Origin of the sequence: Fictibacillus norfolkensis (assembly GCF_014836645.1) — a bacterium.
In the GTDB taxonomy this organism is placed as follows: Bacteria; Bacillota; Bacilli; order Bacillales; family Fictibacillaceae; genus Fictibacillus; species Fictibacillus norfolkensis.
In genome coordinates this window covers 54,545-81,146 of record NZ_JACSQM010000011.1, presented here as the reverse complement: position 1 = coordinate 81,146, position 26,602 = coordinate 54,545, and the positions used below count along the sequence as shown (strand labels likewise).

The 26,602-nt window shown below is 39.4% G+C and carries 35 protein-coding genes, 12 tRNA genes and 1 rRNA gene; 4 read left to right on the top strand and 44 right to left on the bottom strand.

Annotation, left to right across the window (positions count from 1 at the left end; all coding sequences use genetic code 11):
* From H9648_RS18375 to H9648_RS18310, 14 genes are all read right to left on the bottom strand, one after another.
* Window positions 1-61, bottom strand: a 16S ribosomal RNA gene (locus H9648_RS18375); the annotation flags it as partial.
* 187 nt (window positions 62-248) lie between these two features.
* A tRNA-Ile gene (locus tag H9648_RS18370) sits at window positions 249-325 on the bottom strand.
* Window positions 326-336: 11 nt separating this feature from the next.
* Window positions 337-410 (bottom strand) — tRNA-Gly (locus H9648_RS18365).
* A gap of 7 nt (window positions 411-417) precedes the next feature.
* Window positions 418-494, bottom strand: a tRNA-Pro gene (locus H9648_RS18360).
* Window positions 495-504: 10 nt separating this feature from the next.
* Window positions 505-581 (bottom strand) — tRNA-Arg (locus H9648_RS18355).
* A 34-nt stretch (window positions 582-615) separates the two neighbouring features.
* Window positions 616-701: transfer RNA gene (locus H9648_RS18350), tRNA-Leu, on the bottom strand.
* 51 nt (window positions 702-752) lie between these two features.
* Window positions 753-836: transfer RNA gene (locus H9648_RS18345), tRNA-Leu, on the bottom strand.
* Between the two features lie 15 nt (window positions 837-851).
* Window positions 852-927: transfer RNA gene (locus tag H9648_RS18340), tRNA-Lys, on the bottom strand.
* A 42-nt stretch (window positions 928-969) separates the two neighbouring features.
* Window positions 970-1,044: transfer RNA gene (locus H9648_RS18335), tRNA-Gln, on the bottom strand.
* Between the two features lie 15 nt (window positions 1,045-1,059).
* Window positions 1,060-1,135: transfer RNA gene (locus tag H9648_RS18330), tRNA-Asp, on the bottom strand.
* A gap of 34 nt (window positions 1,136-1,169) precedes the next feature.
* Window positions 1,170-1,244: transfer RNA gene (locus H9648_RS18325), tRNA-Glu, on the bottom strand.
* Window positions 1,245-1,247: 3 nt separating this feature from the next.
* Window positions 1,248-1,338 (bottom strand) — tRNA-Ser (locus H9648_RS18320).
* Window positions 1,339-1,341: 3 nt separating this feature from the next.
* Window positions 1,342-1,416: transfer RNA gene (locus H9648_RS18315), tRNA-Asn, on the bottom strand.
* Between the two features lie 175 nt (window positions 1,417-1,591).
* A complete protein-coding gene (locus H9648_RS18310; protein ID WP_191755230.1) occupies window positions 1,592-2,050 on the bottom strand; it encodes a SprT family protein in 459 nt (152 codons plus the stop codon).
* Between the two features lie 96 nt (window positions 2,051-2,146).
* Between H9648_RS18310 and cmpA the strand changes: the two genes are divergently transcribed.
* Window positions 2,147-2,269, top strand: coding sequence for a cortex morphogenetic protein CmpA (cmpA, locus tag H9648_RS18305; protein ID WP_137792088.1), 123 nt, complete (start codon window positions 2,147-2,149; stop codon window positions 2,267-2,269).
* A 31-nt stretch (window positions 2,270-2,300) separates the two neighbouring features.
* Here the strand turns inward: cmpA and H9648_RS18300 are convergent, their stop codons facing one another.
* The 15 genes from H9648_RS18300 to acpS all read right to left on the bottom strand — a co-directional run bounded on the left by H9648_RS18300 (window position 2,301) and on the right by acpS (window position 13,750).
* On the bottom strand, window positions 2,301-4,430 hold the full coding sequence (locus H9648_RS18300; protein WP_191755234.1) for a Tex family protein: 2,130 nt from the start codon (window positions 4,428-4,430) through the stop codon (window positions 2,301-2,303).
* Window positions 4,431-4,559: 129 nt separating this feature from the next.
* On the bottom strand, window positions 4,560-4,724 hold the full coding sequence (locus tag H9648_RS18295; RefSeq protein ID WP_191755229.1) for a hypothetical protein: 165 nt from the start codon (window positions 4,722-4,724) through the stop codon (window positions 4,560-4,562).
* Window positions 4,725-4,756: 32 nt separating this feature from the next.
* On the bottom strand, window positions 4,757-5,368 hold the full coding sequence (locus H9648_RS18290; RefSeq protein ID WP_191755228.1) for a SpoIIE family protein phosphatase: 612 nt from the start codon (window positions 5,366-5,368) through the stop codon (window positions 4,757-4,759).
* A complete protein-coding gene (gene sigB / locus H9648_RS18285; protein WP_191755227.1) occupies window positions 5,365-6,156 on the bottom strand; it encodes an RNA polymerase sigma factor SigB in 792 nt (263 codons plus the stop codon). The genes H9648_RS18290 and sigB overlap by 4 nt, the downstream gene beginning before the upstream one ends.
* Entirely contained in the window at window positions 6,122-6,607 is a 486-nt protein-coding gene (gene rsbW / locus H9648_RS18280) for an anti-sigma B factor RsbW (RefSeq protein WP_191755226.1), read from the bottom strand. Before rsbW ends, sigB begins: the two co-directional genes overlap by 35 nt.
* Entirely contained in the window at window positions 6,604-6,936 is a 333-nt protein-coding gene (locus tag H9648_RS18275) for an STAS domain-containing protein (protein ID WP_191755225.1), read from the bottom strand. The genes rsbW and H9648_RS18275 overlap by 4 nt, the downstream gene beginning before the upstream one ends.
* 63 nt (window positions 6,937-6,999) lie before the next feature.
* On the bottom strand, window positions 7,000-8,007 hold the full coding sequence (locus H9648_RS18270) for a PP2C family protein-serine/threonine phosphatase (RefSeq protein WP_191755224.1): 1,008 nt from the start codon (window positions 8,005-8,007) through the stop codon (window positions 7,000-7,002).
* An 11-nt stretch (window positions 8,008-8,018) separates the two neighbouring features.
* Window positions 8,019-8,420: an anti-sigma regulatory factor gene (locus H9648_RS18265; RefSeq protein WP_191755223.1), complete on the bottom strand. Its 402-nt coding sequence runs from the start codon at window positions 8,418-8,420 to the stop codon at window positions 8,019-8,021.
* A gap of 2 nt (window positions 8,421-8,422) precedes the next feature.
* Window positions 8,423-8,779 (bottom strand): STAS domain-containing protein, encoded by a 357-nt coding sequence (locus tag H9648_RS18260; protein ID WP_066239455.1) that lies wholly within the window; start codon window positions 8,777-8,779, stop codon window positions 8,423-8,425.
* 17 nt (window positions 8,780-8,796) lie between these two features.
* Window positions 8,797-9,615: an STAS domain-containing protein gene (locus H9648_RS21020; RefSeq protein WP_318243560.1), complete on the bottom strand. Its 819-nt coding sequence runs from the start codon at window positions 9,613-9,615 to the stop codon at window positions 8,797-8,799.
* A gap of 403 nt (window positions 9,616-10,018) precedes the next feature.
* On the bottom strand, window positions 10,019-10,369 hold the full coding sequence (locus H9648_RS18250) for a type II toxin-antitoxin system PemK/MazF family toxin (RefSeq protein ID WP_066239453.1): 351 nt from the start codon (window positions 10,367-10,369) through the stop codon (window positions 10,019-10,021).
* Between the two features lie 3 nt (window positions 10,370-10,372).
* Window positions 10,373-10,654: a CopG family ribbon-helix-helix protein gene (locus H9648_RS18245; RefSeq protein WP_066390801.1), complete on the bottom strand. Its 282-nt coding sequence runs from the start codon at window positions 10,652-10,654 to the stop codon at window positions 10,373-10,375.
* Window positions 10,655-10,795: 141 nt separating this feature from the next.
* Complete coding sequence (gene alr, locus H9648_RS18240; protein ID WP_191755222.1) at window positions 10,796-11,968, bottom strand: alanine racemase; 1,173 nt, start codon at window positions 11,966-11,968, stop codon at window positions 10,796-10,798.
* A 288-nt stretch (window positions 11,969-12,256) separates the two neighbouring features.
* On the bottom strand, window positions 12,257-13,264 hold the full coding sequence (locus tag H9648_RS18235; protein WP_144704754.1) for a LolA family protein: 1,008 nt from the start codon (window positions 13,262-13,264) through the stop codon (window positions 12,257-12,259).
* Between the two features lie 126 nt (window positions 13,265-13,390).
* On the bottom strand, window positions 13,391-13,750 hold the full coding sequence (acpS, locus tag H9648_RS18230; RefSeq protein WP_191755221.1) for a holo-ACP synthase: 360 nt from the start codon (window positions 13,748-13,750) through the stop codon (window positions 13,391-13,393).
* Between the two features lie 228 nt (window positions 13,751-13,978).
* Here acpS and H9648_RS18225 point away from each other — a divergent pair, with 228 nt between their 5' ends.
* A complete protein-coding gene (locus H9648_RS18225) occupies window positions 13,979-14,584 on the top strand; it encodes a rhomboid family intramembrane serine protease (RefSeq protein WP_191755220.1) in 606 nt (201 codons plus the stop codon).
* 16 nt (window positions 14,585-14,600) lie between these two features.
* On the opposite strand, the gene H9648_RS18220 is transcribed toward H9648_RS18225, so the two are convergent.
* The 11 genes from H9648_RS18220 to H9648_RS18170 form a co-directional block, all read right to left on the bottom strand.
* A complete protein-coding gene (locus H9648_RS18220) occupies window positions 14,601-15,371 on the bottom strand; it encodes an STAS domain-containing protein (RefSeq protein WP_191755219.1) in 771 nt (256 codons plus the stop codon).
* A complete protein-coding gene (locus H9648_RS18215) occupies window positions 15,368-16,018 on the bottom strand; it encodes a cobalamin B12-binding domain-containing protein (RefSeq protein WP_225218984.1) in 651 nt (216 codons plus the stop codon). Before H9648_RS18215 ends, H9648_RS18220 begins: the two co-directional genes overlap by 4 nt.
* Window positions 16,019-16,038: 20 nt before the next feature.
* Window positions 16,039-16,419, bottom strand: a complete 381-nt coding sequence (locus H9648_RS18210) for a hypothetical protein (RefSeq protein WP_191755218.1) — start codon at window positions 16,417-16,419, stop codon at window positions 16,039-16,041.
* The gene (locus tag H9648_RS18205) at window positions 16,416-16,721 is read right to left on the bottom strand and encodes an antibiotic biosynthesis monooxygenase family protein (protein WP_191755217.1); all 306 of its coding nucleotides are present in this window, start codon (window positions 16,719-16,721) and stop codon (window positions 16,416-16,418) included. The genes H9648_RS18210 and H9648_RS18205 overlap by 4 nt, the downstream gene beginning before the upstream one ends.
* 295 nt (window positions 16,722-17,016) lie before the next feature.
* Window positions 17,017-17,499: a DinB family protein gene (locus H9648_RS18200; RefSeq protein WP_191755216.1), complete on the bottom strand. Its 483-nt coding sequence runs from the start codon at window positions 17,497-17,499 to the stop codon at window positions 17,017-17,019.
* A gap of 52 nt (window positions 17,500-17,551) precedes the next feature.
* Window positions 17,552-18,655: an HD-GYP domain-containing protein gene (locus tag H9648_RS18195; RefSeq protein WP_191755215.1), complete on the bottom strand. Its 1,104-nt coding sequence runs from the start codon at window positions 18,653-18,655 to the stop codon at window positions 17,552-17,554.
* A gap of 145 nt (window positions 18,656-18,800) precedes the next feature.
* Window positions 18,801-20,009 carry a D-alanyl-D-alanine carboxypeptidase family protein gene (locus H9648_RS18190; RefSeq protein ID WP_191755214.1) on the bottom strand — a complete coding sequence of 403 codons (1,209 nt, stop codon included), beginning with the start codon at window positions 20,007-20,009 and terminating at the stop codon, window positions 18,801-18,803.
* Between the two features lie 186 nt (window positions 20,010-20,195).
* Entirely contained in the window at window positions 20,196-21,131 is a 936-nt protein-coding gene (locus H9648_RS18185; RefSeq protein WP_191755213.1) for a magnesium transporter CorA family protein, read from the bottom strand.
* 38 nt (window positions 21,132-21,169) lie between these two features.
* Window positions 21,170-21,472 carry a hypothetical protein gene (locus tag H9648_RS18180; RefSeq protein ID WP_191755212.1) on the bottom strand — a complete coding sequence of 101 codons (303 nt, stop codon included), beginning with the start codon at window positions 21,470-21,472 and terminating at the stop codon, window positions 21,170-21,172.
* Between the two features lie 47 nt (window positions 21,473-21,519).
* The gene (locus tag H9648_RS18175) at window positions 21,520-21,930 is read right to left on the bottom strand and encodes an NUDIX hydrolase (RefSeq protein ID WP_404825771.1); all 411 of its coding nucleotides are present in this window, start codon (window positions 21,928-21,930) and stop codon (window positions 21,520-21,522) included.
* A 99-nt stretch (window positions 21,931-22,029) separates the two neighbouring features.
* The gene (locus H9648_RS18170; RefSeq protein WP_191755210.1) at window positions 22,030-22,932 is read right to left on the bottom strand and encodes a hypothetical protein; all 903 of its coding nucleotides are present in this window, start codon (window positions 22,930-22,932) and stop codon (window positions 22,030-22,032) included.
* Window positions 22,933-23,156: 224 nt separating this feature from the next.
* Between H9648_RS18170 and H9648_RS18165 the strand changes: the two genes are divergently transcribed.
* Together H9648_RS18165 and H9648_RS18160 are read left to right on the top strand one after the other, a co-directional pair.
* Window positions 23,157-24,422, top strand: a complete 1,266-nt coding sequence (locus H9648_RS18165) for a helix-turn-helix domain-containing protein (RefSeq protein WP_191755209.1) — start codon at window positions 23,157-23,159, stop codon at window positions 24,420-24,422.
* A gap of 16 nt (window positions 24,423-24,438) precedes the next feature.
* Window positions 24,439-24,651 carry a hypothetical protein gene (locus H9648_RS18160; RefSeq protein WP_191755208.1) on the top strand — a complete coding sequence of 71 codons (213 nt, stop codon included), beginning with the start codon at window positions 24,439-24,441 and terminating at the stop codon, window positions 24,649-24,651.
* Between the two features lie 28 nt (window positions 24,652-24,679).
* Here H9648_RS18160 and H9648_RS18155 read toward each other — a convergent pair whose 3' ends face one another.
* Genes H9648_RS18155 through H9648_RS18140 form a run of 4 tightly spaced genes read right to left on the bottom strand, consistent with a single transcriptional unit; the run spans window position 24,680 to window position 26,579 of the window.
* A complete protein-coding gene (locus tag H9648_RS18155) occupies window positions 24,680-25,018 on the bottom strand; it encodes a L,D-transpeptidase (protein WP_404825772.1) in 339 nt (112 codons plus the stop codon).
* Between the two features lie 44 nt (window positions 25,019-25,062).
* Complete coding sequence (locus H9648_RS18150; protein ID WP_191755207.1) at window positions 25,063-25,560, bottom strand: DNA-3-methyladenine glycosylase I; 498 nt, start codon at window positions 25,558-25,560, stop codon at window positions 25,063-25,065.
* 51 nt (window positions 25,561-25,611) lie between these two features.
* Window positions 25,612-26,169 carry a signal peptidase I gene (gene lepB, locus H9648_RS18145; protein ID WP_191755206.1) on the bottom strand — a complete coding sequence of 186 codons (558 nt, stop codon included), beginning with the start codon at window positions 26,167-26,169 and terminating at the stop codon, window positions 25,612-25,614.
* An 8-nt stretch (window positions 26,170-26,177) separates the two neighbouring features.
* Window positions 26,178-26,579 (bottom strand): VOC family protein, encoded by a 402-nt coding sequence (locus H9648_RS18140; RefSeq protein WP_191755205.1) that lies wholly within the window; start codon window positions 26,577-26,579, stop codon window positions 26,178-26,180.
* Window positions 26,580-26,602 lie beyond the last annotated feature (23 nt).

Below are 26,602 nucleotides of genomic sequence, written 5' to 3'. Positions count from 1 at the left end.
CTTGCATGTATTAGGCACGCCGCCAGCGTTCATCCTGAGCCAGGATCAAACTCTCCATAAAAGTGTTTGTCTTGCTCGATTTTAAAACTGACGGAATTAATTCTTAATTCCTTACCTATTTCTTTTGTTCAGTTTTCAAAGAACTGTTTTGCTTGTCTTTTTCCGAGACAGCTTTATTATCTTACCGAATGGAAGTTATAAAGTCAAGCACTTTTTGAAATTCTTTTTTGATCATTTTTACGATCATATGGTGGGCCTAAATGGACTCGAACCATCGACCTCACGCTTATCAGGCGTGCGCTCTAACCAGCTGAGCTATAGGCCCGTAAAAAATAATGGAGCGGGTGATGAGAATCGAACTCACGACCAGAGCTTGGAAGGCTCTTGTTTTACCACTAAACTACACCCGCATAAGTATGGTCGGGAAGACAGGATTTGAACCTGCGACCCCCTGGTCCCAAACCAGGTGCTCTACCAAGCTGAGCCACTTCCCGTAAGTAAATATGGCGCGCCCTGAGAGATTCGAACTCCCGACCTTTTGATTCGTAGTCAAACACTCTATCCAGCTGAGCTAAGGGCGCATATTTAAATGTATTCTATGTTATGAATTAAAGTTGGTGCGGTCGAGAGGACTCGAACCTCCACGGGGATACCCCCACTAGCCCCTCAAGCTAGCGCGTCTGCCATTCCGCCACGACCGCGCGGCTAGATGCCAGCGCATGAGCACTGCAACTTATTGAGAAAAATTAATATGGTGCGGGTGAAGGGACTCGAACCCCCACGTCAAAGACACTAGATCCTAAGTCTAGCGCGTCTGCCAATTCCGCCACACCCGCATATTAATTTGAAAATGGTGAGCCATGAAGGATTCGAACCTTCGACCCTCTGATTAAAAGTCAGATGCTCTACCAACTGAGCTAATGGCTCTCACTCGAAGTGTTTTTAAACACTTATCTTAAAAAGAAAAAATGGCTGGGCTAGCTGGATTCGAACCAACGCATGTCGCAGTCAAAGTGCGATGCCTTACCGCTTGGCTATAGCCCAACACCTTAGAAATAATGGCGGACCCGACCGGGGTCGAACCGGCGATCTCCTGCGTGACAGGCAGGCATGTTAACCACTACACCACGAGTCCATCAATCTATAGGTATTACTTTAATAAAAGTATATGGTGACCCGTACGGGATTCGAACCCGTGTTACCGCCGTGAAAGGGCGGTGTCTTAACCGCTTGACCAACGGGCCACATGGCAGAGAAGAAGGGATTCGAACCCTCGCACCGCGTTAGCGATCTACACCCTTAGCAGGGGCGCCCCTTGAGCCACTTGGGTACTTCTCTGTATGGCTCCACAGGTAGGACTCGAACCTACGACCGATCGGTTAACAGCCGATAGCTCTACCACTGAGCTACTGTGGAATGTCTTTTAAGGACAATTAATATCATAATCGTTTTCGCCTCAGATGTCAACTAATTTTAGAAGTTTTTCTGAGCCGCATTCGCTTTACGATACCTGCTTTTAAAAGCTATGTAATAGGTATGTCTAACAGCGACTTTATTAAATTACCACATACCTATATTCGAAGTCAACACTCTATTTTAAAGAAACCTGTTTTAATTTCCCTCTGCACTTTCCACACACATATCTTTTCGTGTCAATTTTCCTTTTTCTTTTATAAGACTGCATACAGTCCGTACATAAATAAGCGTATTTATAGCTCTCTGTTCTTCTTTTTTCCGGGATGGACTGACAAAAACGAGACCCACCTACTTTATGAAGCCAATATTTAAAGTCATCGTCACCATGTTTATACCCTCTGCCCTCGATATGCATATGATAGTGCACGAGCTCATGCTTAATTACACCGATTAATTCTTCCATACCAAATGCTTCATAAAGATGAGGATTCATTTCTATATCATGAGATCGTAACAGATAACGTCCACCTGTTGTTCGCAGCCTTCTATTGAATCTCACTTGATGGCGAAACATTTTATTGAAGAACTGAATCGAGATCTCCTCCGTTAACTTCTGCAATTCTTCATTCGTCATGGTCAAGCTCCTTACATTTCTAGTTCACATTAACAAGCTCCTATACATAGACTAATACACAAATAACGGATTGGGAAGTTCAAGGAGGTTCTCTATATGCCAACATGGTTTAAAAGACAGCTCCGTCGTGCTTATTATCAAAAAGACCGTTACCAAATCCGCTTACTTAATCAATGCTGGTTCTTTTATAACAAAAAACACTCCTCCAGTGAAGAATAGTCCACTGGAGAAGTGCTTTATCTTTTAGTCCTTACTTAGGGGCGATCATGGTTAGAGCGATTCGTTGCTTGGATACATCTACTGAATCTACCCATACAGTAACGACTTGCCCTACGCTAACGACATCCATCGGATTCTTTACGAAGCGATCCGTAAGCTTCGAAATATGAACAAGCCCGTCCTGTTTTACGCCAATATCTACAAACGCACCAAAATCCACAACATTTCGAACGGTTCCTTGAAGCTCCATCCCTTGTGACAAGTCCTCCATCTTAAGAACATCTGTTTTTAGGACTGGCCCTGAAAAAGCATCACGAGGATCTCGCCCAGGTTTCATAAGCCCCTCGATTATATCCTTTAATGTTGGAACGCCAATATCTAATTTCTCTGATGTTGCTTCAAGTGAAAGTGATTTTAACTGTTCCCCAAGAGCGTCTGAACCAATATCAGCAGGTTTGAATCCGAGTTCTTTTAATAAAGCTTTCGTTGCCGGATAGCTTTCTGGATGAATCCCCGTCTGATCAAGTGGTTGATCTCCGTCAACTACACGTAGAAATCCGATACATTGCTCATACGTTTTTGCACCGAGACGAGGAATTTTCTTAAGTTCTGTTCTGTTTTTGAACTTTCCTACCTCATTTCGTTTAACGATGATGTTTTGTGCAACGGTTTTGGACAACCCGGATACATATTGAAGAAGAGACGATGATGCAGTATTCACGTTAACACCCACTTGGTTAACCGCTGTTTCCACAACAAAGGAAATTTCTTCACCAAGTCTTTTTTGAGAAACGTCATGCTGATACTGACCCACACCAATAGACTTCGGATCGATTTTTACAAGCTCCGCTAACGGATCTTGAAGTCTTCGGGCAATGGATACCGCACTTCTTTCCTCAACTTGAAGGTCTGGAAACTCCTCACGAGCGACTGTAGAAGCTGAATACACACTCGCTCCCGCTTCATTTACGATCACGTATGCTACCGATTTTTCTAGATCTTTTAACGTTTCAGCAATAAATTGTTCTGTTTCGCGTGATGCCGTACCGTTTCCAATCGCAGCGATCTCGACATCATACTGATCGATTAGTTTCTTCACAACCGCTGCAGATTTTTCTACCTCTGATCGTGGCGGCGTCGGATAGATCGTCTGGATATGAAGCACTTTACCCGTTTCATCTACAATTCCTAGTTTGCAACCCGTTCTATACGCAGGGTCAACTCCTAAAACAACTTTCCCTTTTAGTGGTGCTTGTAATAGAAGACTTCTTACATTTTCAGAAAAAATATGAATCGCACGCTCTTCCGCTTGTTCGGTTAGTGCCGCGCGAATTTCTCGTTCAATGGAAGGCGCGATCAATCGTTTATACGCATCTTCAATCGCCTCTATAATAATTGGTGCAGCTGGCGAGCTCGAACGTTTCACTACTTTTCTCTCCATCTTTGAAACGATCAGTTCTGAAGGAGCAGCAATACCTACTCTTAAGATATTTTCTTTTTCTCCGCGATTTACCGCTAAAACACGATGGGGAACAATCTTACGGATCGGCTCTAGGTATTCATAGTACATTTCGAACACTTTTTTCTCATCCAATTCCGTGTTCTTTCCATCCGTTTTGATCTCGCCTTTGGCAAAGGTATCTTCGCGAACCCATTTTCGCATATCTGCATCATCTGAAAGCATTTCTGCGATAATGTCTTTCGCTCCAGTCAATGCATCTTCAGCAGCGTTCACTTCTTTTTCTTCATTTATGTAGGATGCCGCTTCCGTTAATGGATCATCATTTCTTTGCTCTAGTAACCATAAAGCAAGTGGTTCGAGACCTTTTTCTTTCGCAACAGTTGCTTTTGTTCTTCTCTTTTGTTTGTATGGACGATAAATATCTTCAAGATCTTGGAGCTTTTGTGCTTTTGCAATTGCTGCCGTTAATTCTTCAGTCAGTTTTCCTTGTTCTTCTATTAAACGAAGGATCTCTTCTTTACGTGAAGCTAGATTTTGCAAATATGTCCATCGGTCCATAATGTCTTTGATCTGTACTTCATCTAAACCACCCGTTAATTCTTTTCGATAACGCGCAATAAACGGGACCGTGTTTCCTTCTTCTAATAGAGCGATAACCTGGTTAATTTGCTTTCCTTTTACGTTCAATTCGGATTCCATTGTTCTCAATGCTTGTTCACTAATAGGTTGTCCCAATAAGAACACTCCTTTTTCAATCAATTAGTACTATTATAAACCAAGGAAGTGGTGGCGTAAAAATTACACTCAAGTGAGTAGTTGGTTTCCGTTTCAGATGCTCGCTTTCCACGGGGCGAACGGTGAGCCTCCTGCCGCTTTGCGCCATTTGGAGTCTCCACCTGACCGCTCGTCCCGTAGGAGTCTCGCATCTTCCACTTCAATCAACCTGCATAGAAGAGTTAAAACCATGCAATACTTTAGTAAAAATCCATCCAAAACAAAAAACACCACCTAATGAAGGTGATGTTTTACGAAATCAATTTTATTTGCCCGACGAGACAGGTTGCATCGTCATTAATATCTTGAGGCAATCCACTGATATAGATGACCGATTCTTTTGGTGATATCATTTTCGTTAACAACGCACGGCTCTGTGTATGAATGTCCATTCCATCGGAATAAAGCATCAGTGTTAACTCATTTTCAAATTTAAAGTCTTGTACTTTAAATTTTTCAGGTTTTCCAGCGAGAAAACCAACTTTCGGCAAAGGGTGTATGGCTCTTTGTCTCTCAGCAGAGATCATAAAACGGATGTTACCAACTCCTGAATAAGTAGCTGTATGATTATGATAATCGACTTTAACAATGGCAATCACAGCACCCCGAGTATGTCTCAGCCCTTCATTACAAAGATGCATTAACCCCTCGACAGTTTCGTGATGATTTTGATCGATAATATCAGTAGCGGCCCCAGAAGCTTCTTTCGCCATCTTACCACTTCCTAGACCGTCCGCTACTGCACAAATCAAATAATCTTCCGTTTCTTTCACATAAAAACTATCTCCGCAAAGATCATTTCCCTTTTTTGGTTTTTGAAAAGAGGAAACAGATGCCTTGCTAAACTGATAGTGTTCGATCATTTAAGAGCCTCTGAAGGTGATACGCGCAAAGCTTCTTTTAGCTTTTCAAGTGCTCGTCGCTGAAGTCGAGACACATGCATTTGAGAGATATCTAAGCGTTCTCCCGTTTCCTTTTGGCTTAAATTCTCAAAATACGTACATTGAAGAATTTCGCGTTCGCGTTCAGAAAGAACAGCAAAAGCTTTTTCCAAAAGCATTCTTTTATCAATCTGATCAAAACCAACATCGTTGGAACCGACTAAATCGAGTAATGTAACTGTGCTTCCTTCTTGATCCGCTTCAATGGAACTATCTACAGATAGAGCTTGATAACTTTTACCCATCTCCATTGTCTCTAGAACTTCTTCTTCAGAAACTTCTAGGTACTCTGCGATTTCAAAAATTTTCGGTGATCTTTGTAAACGAGTAGTCAGTTCTTCAACGGCTTTCTTGATTCTTGGTCCAAGTTCCTTAATTCGACGAGGTACGTGAACACTCCATGTTTTATCACGGATAAAACGTTTAATCTCTCCGACGATGGTAGGAACAGCAAAAGATTCAAATGATCTTCCAAACGTTTTGTCATACCTTCTGAAGGCCGCAAGCAATCCAATCATGCCAACTTGTACTAAATCGTCATGAATGCTTTTGCCTTTAGAAAACTTCCGAGCTAGTGAATGAACTAAGTCTTGATACTGCAACACGAGGTTCGTCTGAATCTCTTCATTCTTTGGATCTTGCTGCAGTTCGTCAATCCAAGCATAGACTTGTTCTTTATTGTGAAGGCGCTGGTGAGATCCTGTCGACATGTTCCTCCACCTCATCTCTGTGAAGATACTTCGTCATCATTACAACGATACCGGCTTCACTGCTTATTTCTACCTTGTCCATTAATGTGTCTATCAGAAAGAGGCCTAAACCTCCCTCATGCAGTTGATCAACTGATTTACCATCTACAGGGCCAAGATTTTTTGAGATAGATTCGACGTCAAAACTTTTTCCTTGGTCGACAACCGTAATTTCCATGCGGTCATCATATATATTACAGCCAACACGAACTTGGCCTTTATCTTCAGTATCGGTATAGGCATGGTTAACAACGTTCGTTACAGCTTCTGATACTGCAATTTTGATATCTTCAATTTCGTCAAACGCAAAACCCATGCGGTTAGCTAGGCCAGAAATCGTTAACCTGACGACACCAACATAATCCGGTTTTGCAGGGACCTTCATTTCAATATAGTCGGACGCTGTTCTCATAGCGCCTCCCCCTTTACTCCACTTTCAATATCCATTACTTCCGTTAATCCAGTAATTTCAAAAATGCGCTTAACGCGTTCTGTCATGCCTCTTAATTTTAAAGAGCTGCTATTTGCTTTGGAAGATTTTAAAGCTCCCACGAAAATACCTAGCCCTGTGCTGTCCATATATTCAATTCCAGAAAGATCTACAATTACGATGTTTCCTTTCGTCTCTGTTAATGGAAGCATCACTTCTTTTAACTTAGGAGCCGTATAAGCATCTACTTCTCCTGTTAGCTTTAATTCGTATGTTTCATTTATTTGATCTTGATTTATTTGCAAATTCATTTTATTTCCCCCCAAGCTTTGTATGGAACCATATAAGGTACCTTTACCCTAATCAAATACTGTTTAAACCAGTCGTTTTAAAATAATTAAAGTAAAATCATCTCTAAGCTCAAAGCCTTGAAGGCGATCAAGCTCCTGAAATACATTTTCAACAATCTTTTGTGAGGGCAGATCCATATACTTTCGAATAAGAGCAACAACTTCTTCTCTTTCGATGAATCCTTTGCTTGTTCTGCACTCGGTCACTCCATCTGAAAGAAGGATAACCATATCTCCCACTTCTATCATCTTTTCGTATGGATGATAGGTGGTTGTCCTGGATACACCGAGAACAAGACCTTTAGCGATCAAGTCATGAAACTCGTCTTCCTTTGCGTGATAGAAAAAGCCTGGTTCATGACCAGCACCCGCATAGTAAAACTTATGACTTTCAGGTTCATAGACCCCATGAAACATCGTGATGAACATGTTGCTATGAACGTTTTGTTCCACAACACGGTTTAAGTTCTCTAAAAGCAGATGAGGCTTCATCTGTTCTTCAGGCAAACTGTCCATCGCGTATTTAATCATAGACATACACAGTGCAGCGGGTATGCCTTTACCGATGATGTCTGCTACCGCGACACTCAAACTGTTGCCGCTCTTAACAAAATTATAATAATCACCGTTCATTTTTTTTGCAGGAACACTGACAACCCCTATGTCCAACTGGTCAAATCCAGGGACATCACTGAGCAGTAACGTTTGCTGCATACTTGCGGCAACTTCAATCTCCGATTCAAGCTGTTGTTGCTTATCACGCAAGCTTTGATGCTCCCGATAAGCAAATCCGTAGCCGATCATCGATTCGAGCAGAAAGTCAAAAGAATCTCTCATTTCTTCAGACATATCCGGAAACAGCTGATCCATCACTTGAATGTGTAAACTCACAAGATCTTCTGGTGATATCTGCTGTTCTAATAACTTCCTGCTGAATTGTTGCCCTTTATAGAGGGTCGTCTCTGTTTTAGCTTTTAGATAGACCGATAATAAATCTTGGTAACGTTCCATTAGTGCGTCTTTTGCGGTCAAGAGCTCTCCTCCTAACGAAGCCATTTAGTAGCTGATATCTCCGTTCCCACATCAACTGTGGATTCGATTGAGAATTCATCCATTAAACGCTTCACGCCTGGTAACCCAGCTCCTAATCCGCCAGAAGTTGTATATCCATCTTCCATAACTTTTCGGATCTCTCGAATTCCAGGACCATTATCTAAGGCTACGATTCGCAGTCCTTTTCTTCCTAATTGATCGATTGGTTCAATGCAAATCTTACCTCGTCCTGCATATAAGTAGATGTTACGGGCGAGTTCAGATATCGCTGTTGTTATTCTTGCTTGATCAACGCTTCCGAAACCTAGCTCTTTCGCCATGTTTCTTCCAAGTTGACGGGCGCTTACGATGTCCCACTCGTTGCGTACTTCCACACAGGATTGGATGTCCATAATCATCCCTCCAGTTCCAGACGCAATTTATCAAGCCCTTGTTCTAAGTCAAGTGCTGTCGAAACTTCCCTCATTGAAATTCCAAGGTCAATTAAAGTAATAGCAACTGCTGGTTGTATTCCTGTTAATACAACTTGAGCTCCCATTAATTTTGACATCCTCACTACATCTCCAAGAACCTTAGCTATAAAGGAGTCGATCATGTCTACTGACGTTAGGTCAATAACAACTCCTTTCGCACCTGTATCGTGAATTTTATTTAGTAAGTCTTCTTGAAATTGAAGAGCTGTCTGATCATCCATCTCTACTTGAATGGTGATCAATAAATATTCGTGCAATTTTAAAATAGGAATTCTCATTTTTTTACTCTCACTCCCTATTTATTGCTTATTAACTGCTGATTTGTAATTTCCAGAGCGTTTTCCATACCCTTTTGAAGCGTACTTTTCGTCGGGAACAGACTTAGATCAATTCCTAAGCTTACGATCGTTTGTGCGATTTCAGGACGTATTCCTACTAGGATACACGTAGAACCTAATAAACGCACAGCATCTGCTGCTTGAATAATATGATGAGCAACCATCGTATCAACGACCGGTACTCCCGTAATATCGATCAATACCACTTCCGAGCGATACTTGATCACTCCGTTTAAAAGGTTTTCCATAATCAGCTTCGCACGTTCTGTATCAATCGATCCGATAAGAGGCATAACGCTGATATTTTTGAACACTGGGATTAATGGAGCAGAAAGCTCTAATAATGCCGTTTTTTGAACGGATACGGTTCTCTCCCAAATCTGAGAAGAGTTTTCAACAACGCGATTTAGAATCGGATCTAACCAGCGATCGATCTCACGGTATACAGCCGACACCTTCTCTTTGTCGTTTTCCGTCTCTACTAAAAGATTTAAAACGACACGGCGTGCCGCTTGTAGTCCTTGTGTTAAATAACTTAATGGTAAACCTGTATGAAGAACTTGATCAAAAAAATCATCAAGTGTTCCGTCTTTAGAAATATCGTGAAAATTAATGTGCTTGATCAACATAGCAAAAAACTGTTGGTCCGTTTCCTCACTAAACTTTAAAGTTTTCCCAATCAGTTCTTTTTCTTTAAAGAGCTTAACTTCTTTAAGCCAATTATTTTTTAGGGTTTCTTGATTTTCATTGATCATCTGTACAATCAAGTTGTCCAATTTTTCTTGCACCCCCACTACATGTAGTCTCAATTTCTATTATTTCACTTCTGTATATATTCTGCAATGTTTACTCTATTACTAACTTTGGATATATAACCCAAGTTTCTAATTGTTAAACATGTATTTTTTTACAAAACATTTAAATAGTATTCGTATACTTGTTTCCATTAGAAGGGGTGGGTTCCTTGTTATGTGGCAGGATGAACCAATATGCAACTTAAAACTGAAAAAGTCACTTCTATTCAGTTCCATACATCAAACCCGGAAACCTCTCATGAATCCTTGTGCATGAAAGGTAAACAGTACCTGTTCTTCCAGTTATCCTTGTTTTAAATCTGTTAAAAAAATAAAAAACCGCCAGACATCCCCGTCAGACAGTTTCCTAAATGATGTTATAAAATTAAAAATCAACCAGACCAGTACTGATCTGCAATGCGTCGTCTACCCTGCGCATCATATCTTCATCCAGTTGCGTTATTTTATCTGTTAATCTTTGCTTGTCAATCGTCCTGATCTGTTCAAGCAAAATAACTGAATCCCGTTCAAAGCCGTATTTTTTCGAATCTATTTCAACATGTGTTGGAAGTTTTGCTTTCTGAATTTGAGCTGTGATTGCTGCTACGATAACAGTAGGGCTAAAACGGTTCCCGATATCATTCTGAATGATCAGTACAGGCCGAATTCCACCCTGTTCTGATCCAACTACCGGTGAAAGATCTGCAAAGTAAACGTCTCCGCGTTTGACTATCAAGGACTACACCCCGCTAACTAAGCGGTCCAAGGTATGATCGGCTTCCTCCTCTAACATAAATGCTTCTGAAGCAATCGTTAGATTGATCTTAGCCATTTCCATGTAACCCTGTTTCATCTCATCACGAAACTGACGCTTATTCTTCCGCTCACGAAGAAACATCTCAGTAGCTTGATGGATAAATTCGCTGCGGTCCAAATTCTCTTTCTTTATGACGCGGTCTACCTCACTTAGTAATTTCTGAGGAAGACTAATCACTATTCGTTTTGTGTTCAATTCGGACACAACATACACCTCCAGCGCAAAGCTATACTACGATCAAATTCCTTTTAACCACATTTAATCTTATCACTTCAATAATCCATTTGCAAAGCGATTTCAAAGTATTTATTCTACAAAGTTTTCAATAGTCCTTCTAATATTCTGCTAAAAATTTAGAATTACATTCATATTTTCTAAAATTCGACCCTTTTTCGTATAAACTCTCGGCACTCGAGCAGAAATGAGGCACGGAATTTCATAATTTATCGTTTCTGCAATACGTGCGATCTCATCCATTTCTATTTTTCCCGCTTCCTGACTTCCTATTAAAGTGGCAACTTCACCAACATCTAATCTCTTTGAAAGTCTGACCATGCATTGATCCATACAGATCCTGCCGATGATTGGCATCCGCTCTCCCTTAATGAGCACCGAGGCTCCTGGGGATAATCTTCTTTGCCATCCGTCTGCATATCCGATCGGCAGTGTGCCTACCCACTCTTCTTTTGTTGCTGTATAAGTAGCTCCATAACTTACAGTATCCCCAGGCATCAATTTTTTAACATGAATGAGTCGAGAGTGAAGGCTGAACGCCTCTTCTAGGGAAAAAGGCAAGTCTTGTTTTAATTCGCTAGATGGTGCTAAACCATACATACTGATCCCAAGTCTAACAAGATTGAAAGGTCCTTCAACTTTTCTAAGAGCTGCTGCACTATTGGCACTGTGAATGAAAGATGGATTTAATCCCCATGATCGCAGCGAGTCTATATATTTAATAAACCTCTTTCTCTGTTGTTCAAAAAGCTCTGATTCCCATTCATCGGCAGTTGCAAAATGAGTAAACACCCCTTCTGCTTCAAAAAAAGAAGCTTGTTTGATGAAGTGCGCCACTTCTTGCAGCTCACTTTCTTCTCTAAATCCAACTCGCCCCATACCGGTGTCGATCTTCAGGTGAATCTTTATTTGATGTTTTGTTTCTTTTACATACGATTGTGCCTCAATCAGCCATTCTTTTTGAAAGACGGTAAGGCTTATTTCATTTTCTGCCGCAAGATTAGCATATTCCGGACGTACACGGTTCATAACTAAAATCGGTGCCGTGATTCCTTGTTTACGCAAAGCTAATGCTTCATCGAGCATGGCAACAGCTAGCCACTCAGCTCCTGATCTTACAGCCTCTTCTGCCACTTGAAGTGCTCCATGGCCGTATCCGTTCGCTTTTACGACAGCCATAATTTTTCGTTCAGGGAGATGTCTCTTAAAAGATTTTATATTTTGACTGATCTTATCTAGGTCGATTTCCGCCCAAGTGTCTCGATAATAATGATGTTTATCCATGATGTTGGCCTCCCCGGTTTAGATTACTGCCTTCTATTTTACCCTCTTACCGTCATTTATGTAAGCATCCTATCGCTTCAATCCATAAATATGTGTGTGCAATCCATAAGTTTTGAGAGTTTATCCACGAGTTTTCGTTCTCCATCCAAAAGTTTTGGCATTTTATCCACGAGTCTACAATCCTCGACAATTTACGGACGTGCAAAATCCAACATACCCGTTTTCAAAACCAAACAGGCTAGCGTCTTCGCCAGCCTGCTCTATCAATCCCTATATATAATGTAGAAATTATTTAATCGCCTCTCCGCTCACTGAGCGTGCAATCGCCATCAACTCATCCTGACCGAGATTATTGGAGACGAGCAAGTAATCTACACCGTTAAAATTCCATGTGATCGATTGATCTGTCATCGCCCCAACGGTAAAACCCAGATCAACTGGTTCTCCACTCGACATCGTTAGGCGCGAAGCTGTTTCTACAGCTGTGTTCTTCTGCTGCATCAATGTAAATGATTTATCTTCGTCCGCATAGTTCAAAACCACCTTGGAGTCATCTGCCCCTTGTGCCACTTCTCTTTCATTTACGATGTTTAAGTTCGCTGTATAAGTCGGATACAGCACTTCGAACTCTTCTCCAGCACCTGAGAACGTAGGAACCTCAAATTGAGCACTACTCATGTTCGACTCCATATCAAAAGAGTTCTTATCAAATTTTGCATTGAACTTAACCTTTGAGAAATCCAGTCTAACAAGCTCTTTTTGGTCTTGATCCATAATTCGTACTTGTTGCGGATCAAGATCTTTGTTTAATGTGATCTCTTGCTGATAGAGGTTTTTGTTTTGATAATTTGTTTTTGTATGGAAGACATAGCTTTTCTCTTTTGATTTAAACCCTCTGTCCGTATCATTTAAAATGTCAGAGATGAGTGATTGGAACAAATAAACTTGACTGTTGTTTTCTGGCCAGTCACTTTGGAAACGGAAACTTTTATTCAGAGCTGGTGTAAGAACGAAAACTCCATCTTTGTTACGCAGTATCATCTGACTTTGATCTTTTTCAGCATTTTTTAAGCTGACTCGGTAAAAATCCGGCTTCTTATGCCAAATTTCTAAATCATAAGTCAGTGGCTTTTCTCCTGTGCTCAATGTCATCTTGGCTTCCGCTTTGTAACCTGTCATGGATTCCATTCTTTCTTCTAATGAATCCAAAACATCGTTCTGGCTTTGTGCACCACATGCCGACAGAACCAACACGATCATGAACGCCGTCAACATCATTGACAGTGTTTTCTTCATTTTTTGCCATCCCCTTTGTCCCAAATTAATTTCGACATTGAAGGGGGACCAACTCTCTGCACCTTGCAAAGGACTACCCCTTCTACCGCATTACAATATATGAGACAACCCTGGACAATATGCAGACTAGCTTGACGAGCTTTCTAAAACCACTTGTGCGATCGCGTATTCTTTCGTATGAGAGATAGAAAGGTGACATAAATATGGATAAGGGGAAGTAAGAAACGGCTTACCCTTTTCATCTGATTTAATCTCCATGTCCTGCCATGAAAGTTCTGCGCCGATCCCTACACCGAGCGCTTTGGCCATTGCTTCTTTTGCGGCAAAACGCCCTGCAAGATATTCAAACCTTCTGTTGCCATTTAAAGAAAAAAATTTTTTTTGTTCAAACGGTGTTAACACCCGCTCCGGAAATCGAGGCTGGTGAGTAACAACCTGCTTGATTCGTTTTAGCTCGATCATATCGATGCCTGTTCCTACAATCATTAATAAAAGCTCCTTTACAGCTATATCTTTCGCCCTATCTACCAACACATGGTAAACTTAAGGAAGATGAATGAGTATGTTAAAAATTTGGTCTGTTTTCAAAAAACTTTATGGCTCTTGCATGAAGTTGATTTCGCTTGAGGTGCATCGCTTTCCGCGTGGCATGCGTTAACTCCATTCAACGAAAAAACAGCCTACACTTTATATAAAAAGGGTGATACTATTTCCATGTTTATAAGAGATGAAAGCTTTCAGACCTTTATCAGGCGTTATCCTATTGTTACTTTTTTAGTAGCTGCACACATTATCGTGTTTCTTCTTATTAATTTTACCCCTTTTTCTACCTCTTTGTATCATTTTATGGTCGGTTCTAATTATTACATTACCGCTGGAGAGTACTGGCGTTTATTCACCCCCATTGTTACACATGAGGCTGCAGGTCATCTGATCTTCAACTCGTTCTCGCTGGTCTTGTTCGGTCCTGCACTCGAAGGAATCCTTGGGAAAGTAAGATTTATTATCGGGTATCTTGGGGCTGGGTTGATCGCAAATATTGCTACGTTACTTATGCTGCCACTTTCTTACGCACATATTGGTGCCTCAGGAGCTATTTTTGGTTTGTTCGGGATCTACGTTTATATGCTTTATAACCATCGTCAATATATCGACCAAGCTAACACACAAATTCTTCTTGTAGTGTTAGGAATCAGTTTAGTAACCACGTTCATGAATGCAAGGATCAACGTGATGGGTCACCTGTTCGGATTGATTGGTGGCGCAGCTCTTGCACCAATCATTTTTGCTTCCCTTCATCGCAAGAAAAAAAGATGGTAAAACAAAAAGCACCTCATCACGCTTGAGGTGCTTTACCTATTTGAAGATGATCGATCAATACATCTTTTAATGAAGTTTCAAAATAGACGGGCCAATCCACGTCTAGTGCAGTCAGCTGCCTAGCGTGCTTTGGCTTTACTCCGATAATCTTAACCGGTTTCCCATTCATGTATTGAAGCATGCGGAACAGTTCGCTTAACTTCTGAACGCCACCCTCATCAATTTCTCCTGTAGCAGAGAGATCAAAAAAGATTTCTTCAAATTGCCCTTCGTACGCCGCTTTAAGAGCGTTTCCTGTAACGGTAATCATCTTGCTCTCGTTCACATCACCAAAAAGAGGAACAAACGCCATCTTTTCAGAGATCGGTATGAACGGTCCAGACAATTCATCGAGACGTTTCATTGCATCTACTAAGGCTTCTTTCTTTTCGAATAACTCAAAATCTGTAGAAGATAACCTAAGTCTAAGTTCTAAAAGTTTTTCTTCAAGCCCCTGGACGTGTTTCCCAATTGGAATAAAAACAATGTGCGCGAATTCGCCTTCCCAACATATAGAGATGTCGCACAGCAAGAACGGCTGATTTCTAGCTTTTAGGTTTGCTTCAAATGTCTTTTCGCCTTTAAACGGCATCATAAACTTCATTAGCTTATTATGACTTTCTTCATCAAAACAATCTCGAATCGTTTCAGCTTGGACATCCAACATTTCGATGGCTTTTGAGGATCGATTAAGAATAACGCCATGTTTATCTATCTTTACGTAAGGTACGGGTAGGACACTGCTCATTTGTAGGCGTTAATCCTCTCTTCGGTATATTCATCCAGCCATTTTTCTGCCTGTTGGAGGTTTTTAATGATGATTCCTTGGTTATTTACATATGGTTCTAGATCGTATTTTTCTGTTAGCCGTCCGCCTACTAAGATAGCAGGCTTATTCGGTAGAGCTGCTAATGATCGAACATAGTTTTTTAGCACCGGTAGATTATATACGATGGAAACGGATAAGCCGATAACTTCTGGCTTCCATTGCAGTGCAGATTTCAATGCATATTCCAACGGCAAGCTTGCTCCATAGTATTTCGTTTCCCAGCCTTTTTCTTCAAAAATACTGTTGATCATTTTAATTCCAAGATAATGCTGTTCACCCTGCAAGCACAAGAACATCGCTTTCTTTTCACGTTTTGTTTCATCTGCGGTTACTTGAAACAGCCTAGAAAGAACAAAGTCACACACTCCCGTTGCTAGATGTTCATCAGCAACTGAGATCTCATTATTTTCCCAGAGGTCTCCGATCATATACATAGCAGGAGTAAACTGGTCTCTAAACAAAACCATTCGATTTTGGTCTGGCTGCTGTTTAATGAAATGTAATGCTTCAGCATGATTACCTTCTAAAAACAGACGCGCCAGTTTTTCAGCTTCTGAAATAGCCATGGATGGGACCTCTCCTTTATTTAATGTGATTCCACTTTACTACGTAGAACATCATTCGCTTGTTTTAAATAATCGGTATATATACCGATACGGGTATTTTCTATTCTTTGCTTTCCCTGCTCTTCTAAAAGAACTTCTATAATAAAGTCGAAATTATCCATTAAGAGCTGTGTGCTCATCCCAAACTTTTGTAGAATACCATCCAACCAGATCGCATAATCGATGAAGAATGCACTGTTATCGAGTTCGTATGCCGTCTCTAGGTGCTTAAAGTGATGATGATTATCTTCCACACACTTCGTTCTACCCTTATCTCCATAACGTTCAACAAGGGTTGGATCATTTTCATAAATTTTCTCAGTTACTCTTTCTACCATAACATTTATGTTAAATTCCGTCATTTGGCAACCACCTTATATTGCTTAACAGTGGGAATGACAGCTGCTAGTTCTTGATCAGGATACTTCTTTTCTAAATCATGAATCTTCTTAAATTCATCACTTCTTACCCAATTTAAATAAGCGTCCTTTGAAGTGAAAATGAGTTGAACGGTCAGCTCACCTGCGCGCTTGTCGTTCTGAAGCAACAAGAAGTCAACAAAGCCATCGGCGTTATCTACTGATCTAGAACGGTTCTTATATATATTTATTACTTCGTCTGCTTTTTCGTTTGGAACATCAAACGTAGAGAAAACGGTATACATGGAAACATCACCTCTTGGATGTATTTAAACGACACAAAATGTTTATCTCATAAAAGATTCAATAAAGACTATATTTTTCCTGCTAGCTAAATAAACTAGGAACACCTTTTAAATTTGAACCACTCATATTACAGGAGATATGCAAAGAAGTCGAATTTACGTAAAAATGCACCAGGAGAATTAAGCGCAAAAACAGCAATTACTCTTAATAAAAAACGTTTATTTAGCAAGCTTTTGAACAAAGAAAAAGGATAGAACCACCTCAATCGTGAGTTCTATCCTTTGGTTTTTTACTTTAGTAAAGATCAAACATATTCACATCGTGATTGGTCTGTTTTAAATAAGTAAACAACTGCCCACGATGATGATAGCTATGAGTGACAATTTCCACTAGCCATTTTGCCTGAGTAGCACCCTTCTCAGCATAAAACGCCTTCGTTTCTTTCTTAAGAAAATCCTCTTCGGAAAGAGATAGGAAATATGACTTTGCTAGATGATACCCTTCTTCTAATACATGAGTTAATTCTGTAACGTTTTCTGCTGATAACTTCTTTTCAAGCTGACGAATTTCTTGCTCTGATTTTTCCTGTAAAATCGCTAAGTCGATATGAGGAATCTGAACCAAATGATTGGCTAGTTCTAAAAAAGAACGCATGTTTTCAACAGGTCGAAAATCGTAAACAGAAGGATCTGCTTTTTTTAATAATAGATTGGTCGTACGAACCACAACATACAATTCTTCGAGTAACGTCTCTGTTAAGGAAGCCGTTGCATTCATCTTTTCTTTCCTCCTGCTATGTAAAATGATTACCTGTATTATCTTCTTCGTCTCAGCCGTTTTTTCCTTCGTTTAATCCAGAAGCAATCTCCCGATGCGCGGAGTTACCCATCAAAATATTTTCCGAATGGTCTTCACAGATTAAAAGCATGTCGTAATAAGCACGAACAAACACTTCTACGATAAATGGATCATACATTTTACCTGAATGGTTCTCGATCTCTTTCTTTGCTTCCCAAGGTGTCATCCCCTGACGATATGCACGGTTACTCGTCATCGCATCAAAAGAATCAGCGACTGCTAAGATACGCGAATAGATCGGTATATCTCTTCCTTTTAAACCATGTGGATAACCTCGACCATCAAATCTTTCATGATGATGCAGAATACCTGTTAAAACTCGGTCCGAATATCCGAAAGATTTTGCTAAAATCATCCCATCCACAGGATGCTTTTTCATAATTTCGTACTCTTCTTGAGTTAGTTTTCCGTTCTTTAACAGAACAGCATCTGGCGTTGAAATCTTTCCGATATCATGAATGAGAGCTGTCAACTCAAGCTCTTGCCATTCTACATTTTTGAATTGACCATGTTTGGCAAGAATCATGGCATAAAGTGCCACTCTCTTTGAATGTCCTTGTGTATAAACGTCTTTCGCTTCAACTGCTAAGGAGAATGCTTTCACACCTTGCAAAATCGCTTCTTTTTCTGCAACAGATTGATAAACAATTCGCTGCGCCATAAACAAAAGTGAACAGAAAATCACATAAATTGAGATAAATGCGAAATAGTCTTTCAATGGTTCGTTCGATAGCAAGAGGTAGGATGCTAATCCACCTATACTTGAAACATAATAAAGCCGCTTATCATTTAGAAGAAGAGCAGATACAGGCAAAAAGAAGTAAGCAGCCTGCACGATCGGATATGTAACGAAAAAGTAGGAAATGGAAACGATATAGATGCTGCACAAAACGAAAGTCAATTTTGTGTATGGTTCTTGTATACGGTTGACTCCCCAAGCAGGAAGAAACCCGATTAAAAATAAGAAAAGAAATGGATAGAAATTATCTATTGGTTCTATAAAAAAATGATGGAGAGCCTGAATGAAGGCACTCCCCACAATAAATAGCTGAGCTAGCTTAATATTACGTATCATGAATGAAACTCCAATTGTCGAATTTTGTAATTTAATGTAATTATATACTATAAAAGCTTTTTATCCTATAGGTATTGATATGAAAAACATGTTTTACATAGCTCACTCTATTTTTAACAAGCAAAAAAACCGCCTATTGACGGTTTTATTTCACATAACTGCGTGCAACTTGTCTCATTTTTTTATGTTTGTGCTTTTGACTCCGCATCCTTAAGATCACTAGGAATGCGAGCAAGAGGAGCAGTCCGCTGTATAGGAAGATACCTGCCTTAACAACTGATTGCATGAACGTCGAATCTACTGTTTCAACTGATTTACTATCGACCGTTGCGGAAGCTTCTTTTTCCTTTTCCTTCTCTTTAAATAGTGTATGTGAGAGTAACACATGTCCAGAAGAATCTTTTAGTTGAAGCTCTCCATCTGAACTCACTTCTTGAACCGGTTCTTCTCCTTTTGGCAAGGTAACGGCCAAATCTTCTTTTAGCGGATAAGTCTTTCCGTTTAACGCTTCTATCTTTGTACCAGCAGATAATGTTTGTCTTTCAAAGCTCTTAAATCCATAATCCCCAAGTGCCATCGTGTCCCAATATGCCGCTCGACTAGTAGGAGCCTTTAGTGTAACGATGATCACATCCAAATTATTGCGTGAAACTGCCGTAACTAAAGTGTGCTTGGACTCATCAACGTATCCATTCTTCACACCAATCGTACCCTCATAATCCCACAAAAGCTGATGGTGATTTCTTAATGTCGTCTCCCAGCCTTCTCCGACCCAAGGCAATTCTTTCGTTGATACGATCTCTCGAAATTCTTCATTCTGCATCGCGTATTGAGTAATCTTCGCCATATCTTCAGCTGTTGTATAATGTTCTTCATCAAAAAGTCCGTTCGGATTAACAAAATGGGTATTGTCTGCTCCCACTTTTTTCGCGAACGCGTTCATTTGATCAGCGAATGTATCTACGTCGCCTGCCACGTATTCTGCAATCGCAACTGCTGCATCATTACCTGAGTTGATCAAAAGGCCTTGAACAAGCTTTTTCAGTGGTACTTGCTCACCTTCCATCAAATAAACTCGTGTCCCTTCAGCTCTTACTGCGTCGCTGCTTACAACAACAGAATCATCCAACTTGCCTGATTCTATAGCCAGAATTCCTGTAATGATCTTTGTAATACTTGCTGGATACATTTGCTCCGAGCTGTTTTTTTGATATAAAATATCTCCTGTTTTTGCATCAATCATTACAGCGCTTTCGCTTTTAATATCTGGTGTGTTCTCCCCCGTCGCTTGAACAAACTGTGTGTTCACAAGCATAACCAGTGAAAAAACAAGAATTAGGCTAAGTTTTTTCATTTAATTCCGCTCCCGTTAGTCATTTAATCTTCATATCTCTTCGTTGTTTGTTTAGGTTCTTTTATGGTTGAAATCAAAATGAAATCTAGTAATATTCGCCATAAAAAAACAAGCGTTTTATCAATTGATACCGTTCGACAAAATCCGCCTGTTTCCTTTTATATATCGTTCATATTTTAAGTTTATTTAGTCAAAATGTTTTCGGCTTTTCTTTCCTCTTAATAAATCTCCCGTCCACCCTTTCATTCTCATCCAAACGTACACACCAATTGTAGAGCCCACAATTAATAACATGGCATATAAATATCCAAGCTTCCAATCAAGCTCAGGCATATTCTTGAAGTTCATACCCCAAATTGCGCCTAGCCCCATTGCTGGAGTGAAAATAACGGTAAATACAGTGAGTGTTTTCATAATTTCATTTCCACGATGAGACGAAAGAACTTCTTCAAGGTTTAACAAAGTATCGATGTCTTGTCTATAATGAGATAGAAGCGAAATTGTTCGGTCGATCCTTGTTTCAATTCGCTTATATGCACGTGTTTCGGTAATTTCATCTAGGAAAGCTTCCTTAATGGCCATCTGCGCTTCATGAACGGGGAGTGTTAAATCGCTCCAGTTGATCAACTCAATTCGTCGATCATAGATGCTGTTCAATAAATTCGTATGATTATTTCTTTGAACATCCCTTTGCAGTTCCTTAAGCTTCACTTCTAATGCATCAATGCCATCCAAGAAATAATTGACCAATTCACCGAGTAAAATGATAAAACCTTCCACAGGTGTTTTTTCTTCTAAAATCAAATGATCACAATTTTCACGATGAGCTCCTTGAATAAGAGAGAGGTCTAACCCTACTGTTATTAAAGATTTGGGACGGATATAAAAATGAAATACCTCAAAATCAGATTGGTTCTTCGGATCTTGTTTATACGTAAGAGATCCACGAACAATTTGATCACCGTCACTGTCTTTTTCAATTCTTAAATAATTGACTTTATCTTCTTTAATATTACTAAGCCAATTTTTGCAGCCTTTCGTATCTGCGATCAAATCATGAATTGTTTCTTCGTGGCACTCATGACGATGCCACTTCCAACCATAGACACTTGTTTCTTCCATAGTATTAACCATCCTTTGTATTTTGTATAATGATCGTTTTAGATAACGGTATATTCTTTTGCACCTTGTTTTCTTAACCATCTTAGTGAGAATTGCATGAGATCTGGGTGGTTTTGATAATCTTTACTCTTGGCGTAAACCCAAACGGAACCCTTCTTCTCTGTTTCCTGTACCTTTAATAAGGCGACTGCCACGATTTCATGCTCTCCTTCTGCGATAACAACGGCTGTATCATCACGATTCTCTATATAGGAAGAGAGTTTTCTCTGATATTCCTGAGCGTCACTACACCATTCCAATAAACGGGTAAGGTCTTCCTTTTCTGCGAATATCGGTTTCACTGTCATCCTCCTCCATTAGAGTTCCCTTATAAAAATGTGAACAAACACTATATTATTTTTTCTGATGGTGCCAGATAGCTTTGTAAAAGTTCTCGGTCTTCTGGAAAGGATAAGGTGAGTGTCTCTAACTCTTTCAAGGATACCCACCTTATATCGTGTATTAAACCATCCGGATCTTGGATGACCGAAAAACCGCTCACTAGATCTGTTAGAAAATAGTGAACTTTAAATTGTATGTTTTGAGAGATACCTTCTTTTATATGTAGCTTTTTAACAACTTTTACGACATAACCCGTTTCTTCCCACACTTCACGCATGCCGCATTCCTCAATACTCTCGTTTCTCTCTCTGCCTCCGGAAGGAATACTCCACTTCTTTTCCTCATCGGCTGTTCCCTGTAAAACCATCAATAATTTTCCATCATTCACACAAATACAACTAGCACCTTCCCATTTCATACCCATTCCCCCTTTACAGCTATTTTCTGGACATGAAAAAAAAGTCCTGCTCTTAAGATACAGGACTTTTCTACAATTATATGACGTTAAATTACTAAACTATATGACTTTAGTTTGTTCAGCTACTTTTTGAGTGTTCACAATGCAACATTTGCAATGATCCCACGTGTATAGTGTCTTGCTGTTTTGTTCTAATAAAGACAGAGAATCATCCGTACATTCTACGATCTTCGAATGTGGAATATCATGCTCCTTTTGTTCACCTGTCTTCATATCGATGTATACGATTCGTTCGCTCTTTCCCGTTGCAAGATCCAATTCGTAGACTAACAGCTGGTCATCTACTTGGTAAAGAGCACGGGGAGAGATGGATAACTTATATTCTGTAACCACTTTATCTTTGTCATTCAACACCATAATCTTCTTTGGGTCGCCGTTTAGAACGGGAGCACCTGAAACGTATACAAGATCTTCATGACATAAAATATCAGTAGGTGCCATGTTGCTACCCAAATTTATACGTTTTTTCTTACCGTTACGGATAATGTAGAGAACCGCTTGATCTTCTTCAACAATATAGGAAGAAATGTAGAGAACATCTTGGTTCATCTCTACTTCCCAAAGGAAGCCATTCACTTTCCACTCTTTTACTAACTCTGGGCCATCTTTAGAAAAAATTAAGACTGAGCCTTTTGAACCATCACCTTCACAAGCGACTACAACACTTGATTCGAATTCATAAAAGTTGGGTTGTCCTTTAATAACTTGAGATTTCAAGCAGCCATTTTTATGGTCAAAGATGAAGAGCTTGTGGTCCCTTGACTGATCATCTACCTTTTTGGAGAACCAGTAATTCTTCTGTTTGTCCATGAACACTTCGGAGTAGGCAAAAGCGCCTTCCTCATTTCTTACTATACTTCCGGCCACTTCAGGATCACGTGAGACATACAGCGATTGATTCTTCTCTGCAGTTCGTGATGACAATTGATACATTTTAGCCATAGTACTCTCTCCCTTCAAATTTGACGCCGGCTCGGTGCTGACATAGGATTTATGTAAAACGTTCTTTTCAAAATTATCAATTTCTAGCAAAAACTTTGTATTTTCTGTTATATTTATCTTATCAGACATTCCATTTATTCTGTATTGGGAAAAATAGTAGGATAGATACTTGTTTAGTGGGGGTCTTGCATGACAATTTTCCCAAGTTCTGAAAGGGGGATTTTATGGTCGGTCAACGAATAAGATATTATAGAAAAACCAAAGGCCTAACCCAGGAAGAGCTTGCACAGGGAATTTGCTCTGTTTCCTACTTAAGCAAGATTGAGAAAGGGGATGCCAAATCAAGCGAAGAAGTAATTAACCTGCTTTGCGAACGTCTAGGTATTTCGCCGGAGGATATCGATGACGATCAGATTCTAGAAATGCTAAATGAATGGCACTCTCAAATGGTTGATAGAAACTTTGATAAAGCTGAGATTTTTCTTCATGAAACTGTTAAGCCCAGAATGAAAAGTGTAATTGAGCCTAATTTAATACTTAGGTATGAACTTTTCTTATCTAGGTTCTACATGGTCCATAATGTCAATCCAGACTTAGAGGGTTCATATAAACAATTAAAAAGAGCGGAAAGCTTTTTTAACGAGATGACCCCCGATTTAAAGTTCTATTATCTTAACTTTCTATCAATGTACTATAATATTAAAAGAGAATACAAAAAGGCTTTAGATCTACTTAAAGAAGCAGAAAGTCTTTATAATACAAAAACAACAGGAATTACCCAAAGTGAAGGCGCAGTTTTATTTTACCATCTTGCGTTAACATACAATTATTTATGTAGAGTTACCTCTGTTAGTCAATATGCTTATAGAGCTATTAATATATTTGATAAAGAATACAATTATAGTCGTTCTGCAGACTGTCAAATACTATTAGGTTTAAGTAATCGAAGAGTAGGGAATTATGAGCAGGCTGAATTTCACTTGAAACAAGCATTAAAATATTCCACCACTTTTAATGATGATTTTACTAATGGTGTTATCTACCATAACTTAGGTTACGTTGCTTCCAATCAAAAGAACCACAGCAAAGCTTTAGAATATTATTTTAAAAGCTTGGATGCAAAGATGAAAGTACCAAACAATGAAACAAAGAGTACAATGTTAACAATAGCAAAAGAATATTACCTTACAAATGATATAAAAAATGCTAAAATATGGTTAGATAAATGTTTTGGGGTATTAGACATTACTGTTATTGATGATGTTTACTATCATATTATGACTCTTAAACATAGAATTGAAGATCGCATGGAAGATTTAGTAGAAATGTTATATAAGGAAGTTATTCCTTACTTTGAAAAGCTTCACATCTGGGAATATGTAGCAGAATATTCAGAAATGCTGGCTGATATCTATTTTGATCAGTCATTATATAAAAAATCAAGTCAGTATTATCAAAGAGCTAATAATGCTCTAAAAAATATAATATAAGAAAGGTTGGAGAAAAATGAAAAAATTAGGGTTAACACTTTCCTTCGCTCTTGCTCTTAGTGTAGTAGCTATTGGTGGAGTATCTTATACAATCGATAACGGTCCTAATCCTACTAAACATAGTGTTGTGATTGACAATGGACCTAATCCTACAATGCCTGCTAAAAACATTGCAGCTGGAAGCTATAAAATGATTCGTATGATTGATAATGGACCTAATCCAACATAAAAAAAGCTCTCAACCTGAGAGCTTTTTTCTATGCCCTAATAACCACCTTAGTCCCAATAGGTACAAGCTTCGATAGTTCTAAAACATGATTATTATACATTCGCACACATCCTTTGGATACATTTTTTCCGATGGATGATGGTGTATCTGTACCATGTATCCCGTAATGTGGCCGTGAGAGTCCCATCCACATGACTCCAAACGGTCCGCCTGGATTCGGTGCTTTATTAATTATCGTATAGGTTCCGGTCGGTGTAGGTGTTAGCATTTTCCCTACGCCGATCGGATAGCGTTTAATTACTTTTCCATCTTTTACGAGGGCTAGTCTTTTTCTTGTTGTTGAAATATAGATCTCATAAGGCATCATCATACCTCCCGCTTTAGCTTATGCAGGACAAATAGGAAATGACTCTATTTCGATGCCTTAAAGCATTGTTCACTGTGTGAGGCTTGTATCCTCCCTGTAGCTTCTAAAAAGCTCTCTGCCGTTGTTAAACCTACGTGCTTGAATGTCTTTCTCAACACTTTTTGTTTTTCCCCTGTTTCAGGTGGCAGTTGTTTTAAAAACTCTTCGAAACTGCCAAACTCTTTTACAATTTCGTGGACTCTCTTTGCGTTTTCAATCGTCGCTTCAATCTTTTTTCTATGTCTGACGATCCCAGCGTCCTCTAGTAAACCTTCAACCTCTTTTTCACCAAACTGCATGACCTTTTCTATCTCAAACTGTGAAAACGCATTTCTAAAGTTCTCTCTTTTGTGAAGAATGGTCTTCCAGCTTAAACCAGATTGAAATAGTTCTAGTGTTAAACACTCGAACAATGCATTGTCTCCCGCTACATACTGACCCCATTCGTTATCATGATACTGTTGCAGCATCTCACTTTCTTCACTCCACTTGCATCGGTTCATCTCACATACTCCTTTTAAAAAAATAAAAAGCGCAGCCGGGCTGCACTTTTGTTATTGGGTTGCACGCATTTCTGAAAATGGATAGATGACGACTTCTGAACGACCTTCAATTGCTTTCGTTTCGATCAAACCTAATCCGTTTCGTGAATCCATACTATTAAGACGGTTATCTCCCATTACGAAAACTTTCCCATTTGGAACTTTAAGTGGTCCAAAGTCTTCTGTTAGATAAACCCCTAAGCTTTTCGCCTCCGATTTGTTTTCCTGAAGATAAGATTCCTTCACTTTTTTATTATTAACATAAAGGTCATCACTCTTCATTTGAATAATGTCCCCTTCTAAACCTATCACTCGTTTTACATACCGCTTATCGTCACCTTTAATGATGACGATATCGCCTTTTTGTGGCTCGGAAAACGCATAAACGATTTTATTAACATAAAGCTTTTCTTGATCATGAAGAGTAGGTGACATAGATGCACCTTCTACCATATATGGAGCAAAGAAATAAGCTTTTGTGATAAATACAAAGACTAAAGCGAAGCCGATCGCCTTTAGCCAGCTTACCCATTCATTTTTTTGCTTTGTTTCTTTTTCTTGTTCTATCATATCTTCATTCACCTCGGCGCAACGATTTCAATTTTTAATCGATCTGGATCTTCAAAGAATAAAGCATAATGATTTTTTCCACCTGCAAAAGGAAACTTGTCCTCATACAAAAAGGAAATATTTTTCTTCTTCAATTGTACACGAAGGTGCTCTATTTGCGCACGTGATTTAGCCCAAAAGGCCAGGTGATTAAGTCCTGAACGCTTTCGGTGAAAAGGTATATCATTATATAATTCATCTGTTTGTACAAAAACAAGATACGAAGATTCCATTTTGTAGCTAAAACCTTTTTCCCACTCTTGAAAAAGAGAATAGCCTAATTCCGGCAGCAGCCATTCATAAAACTCCTTCGTTTTCCTCAAATTTTGTACGTTCATTTCGATATGATGCAAGCCTTGAGGTGATGTCATGATTTCTCCTATTTACCCTCTAC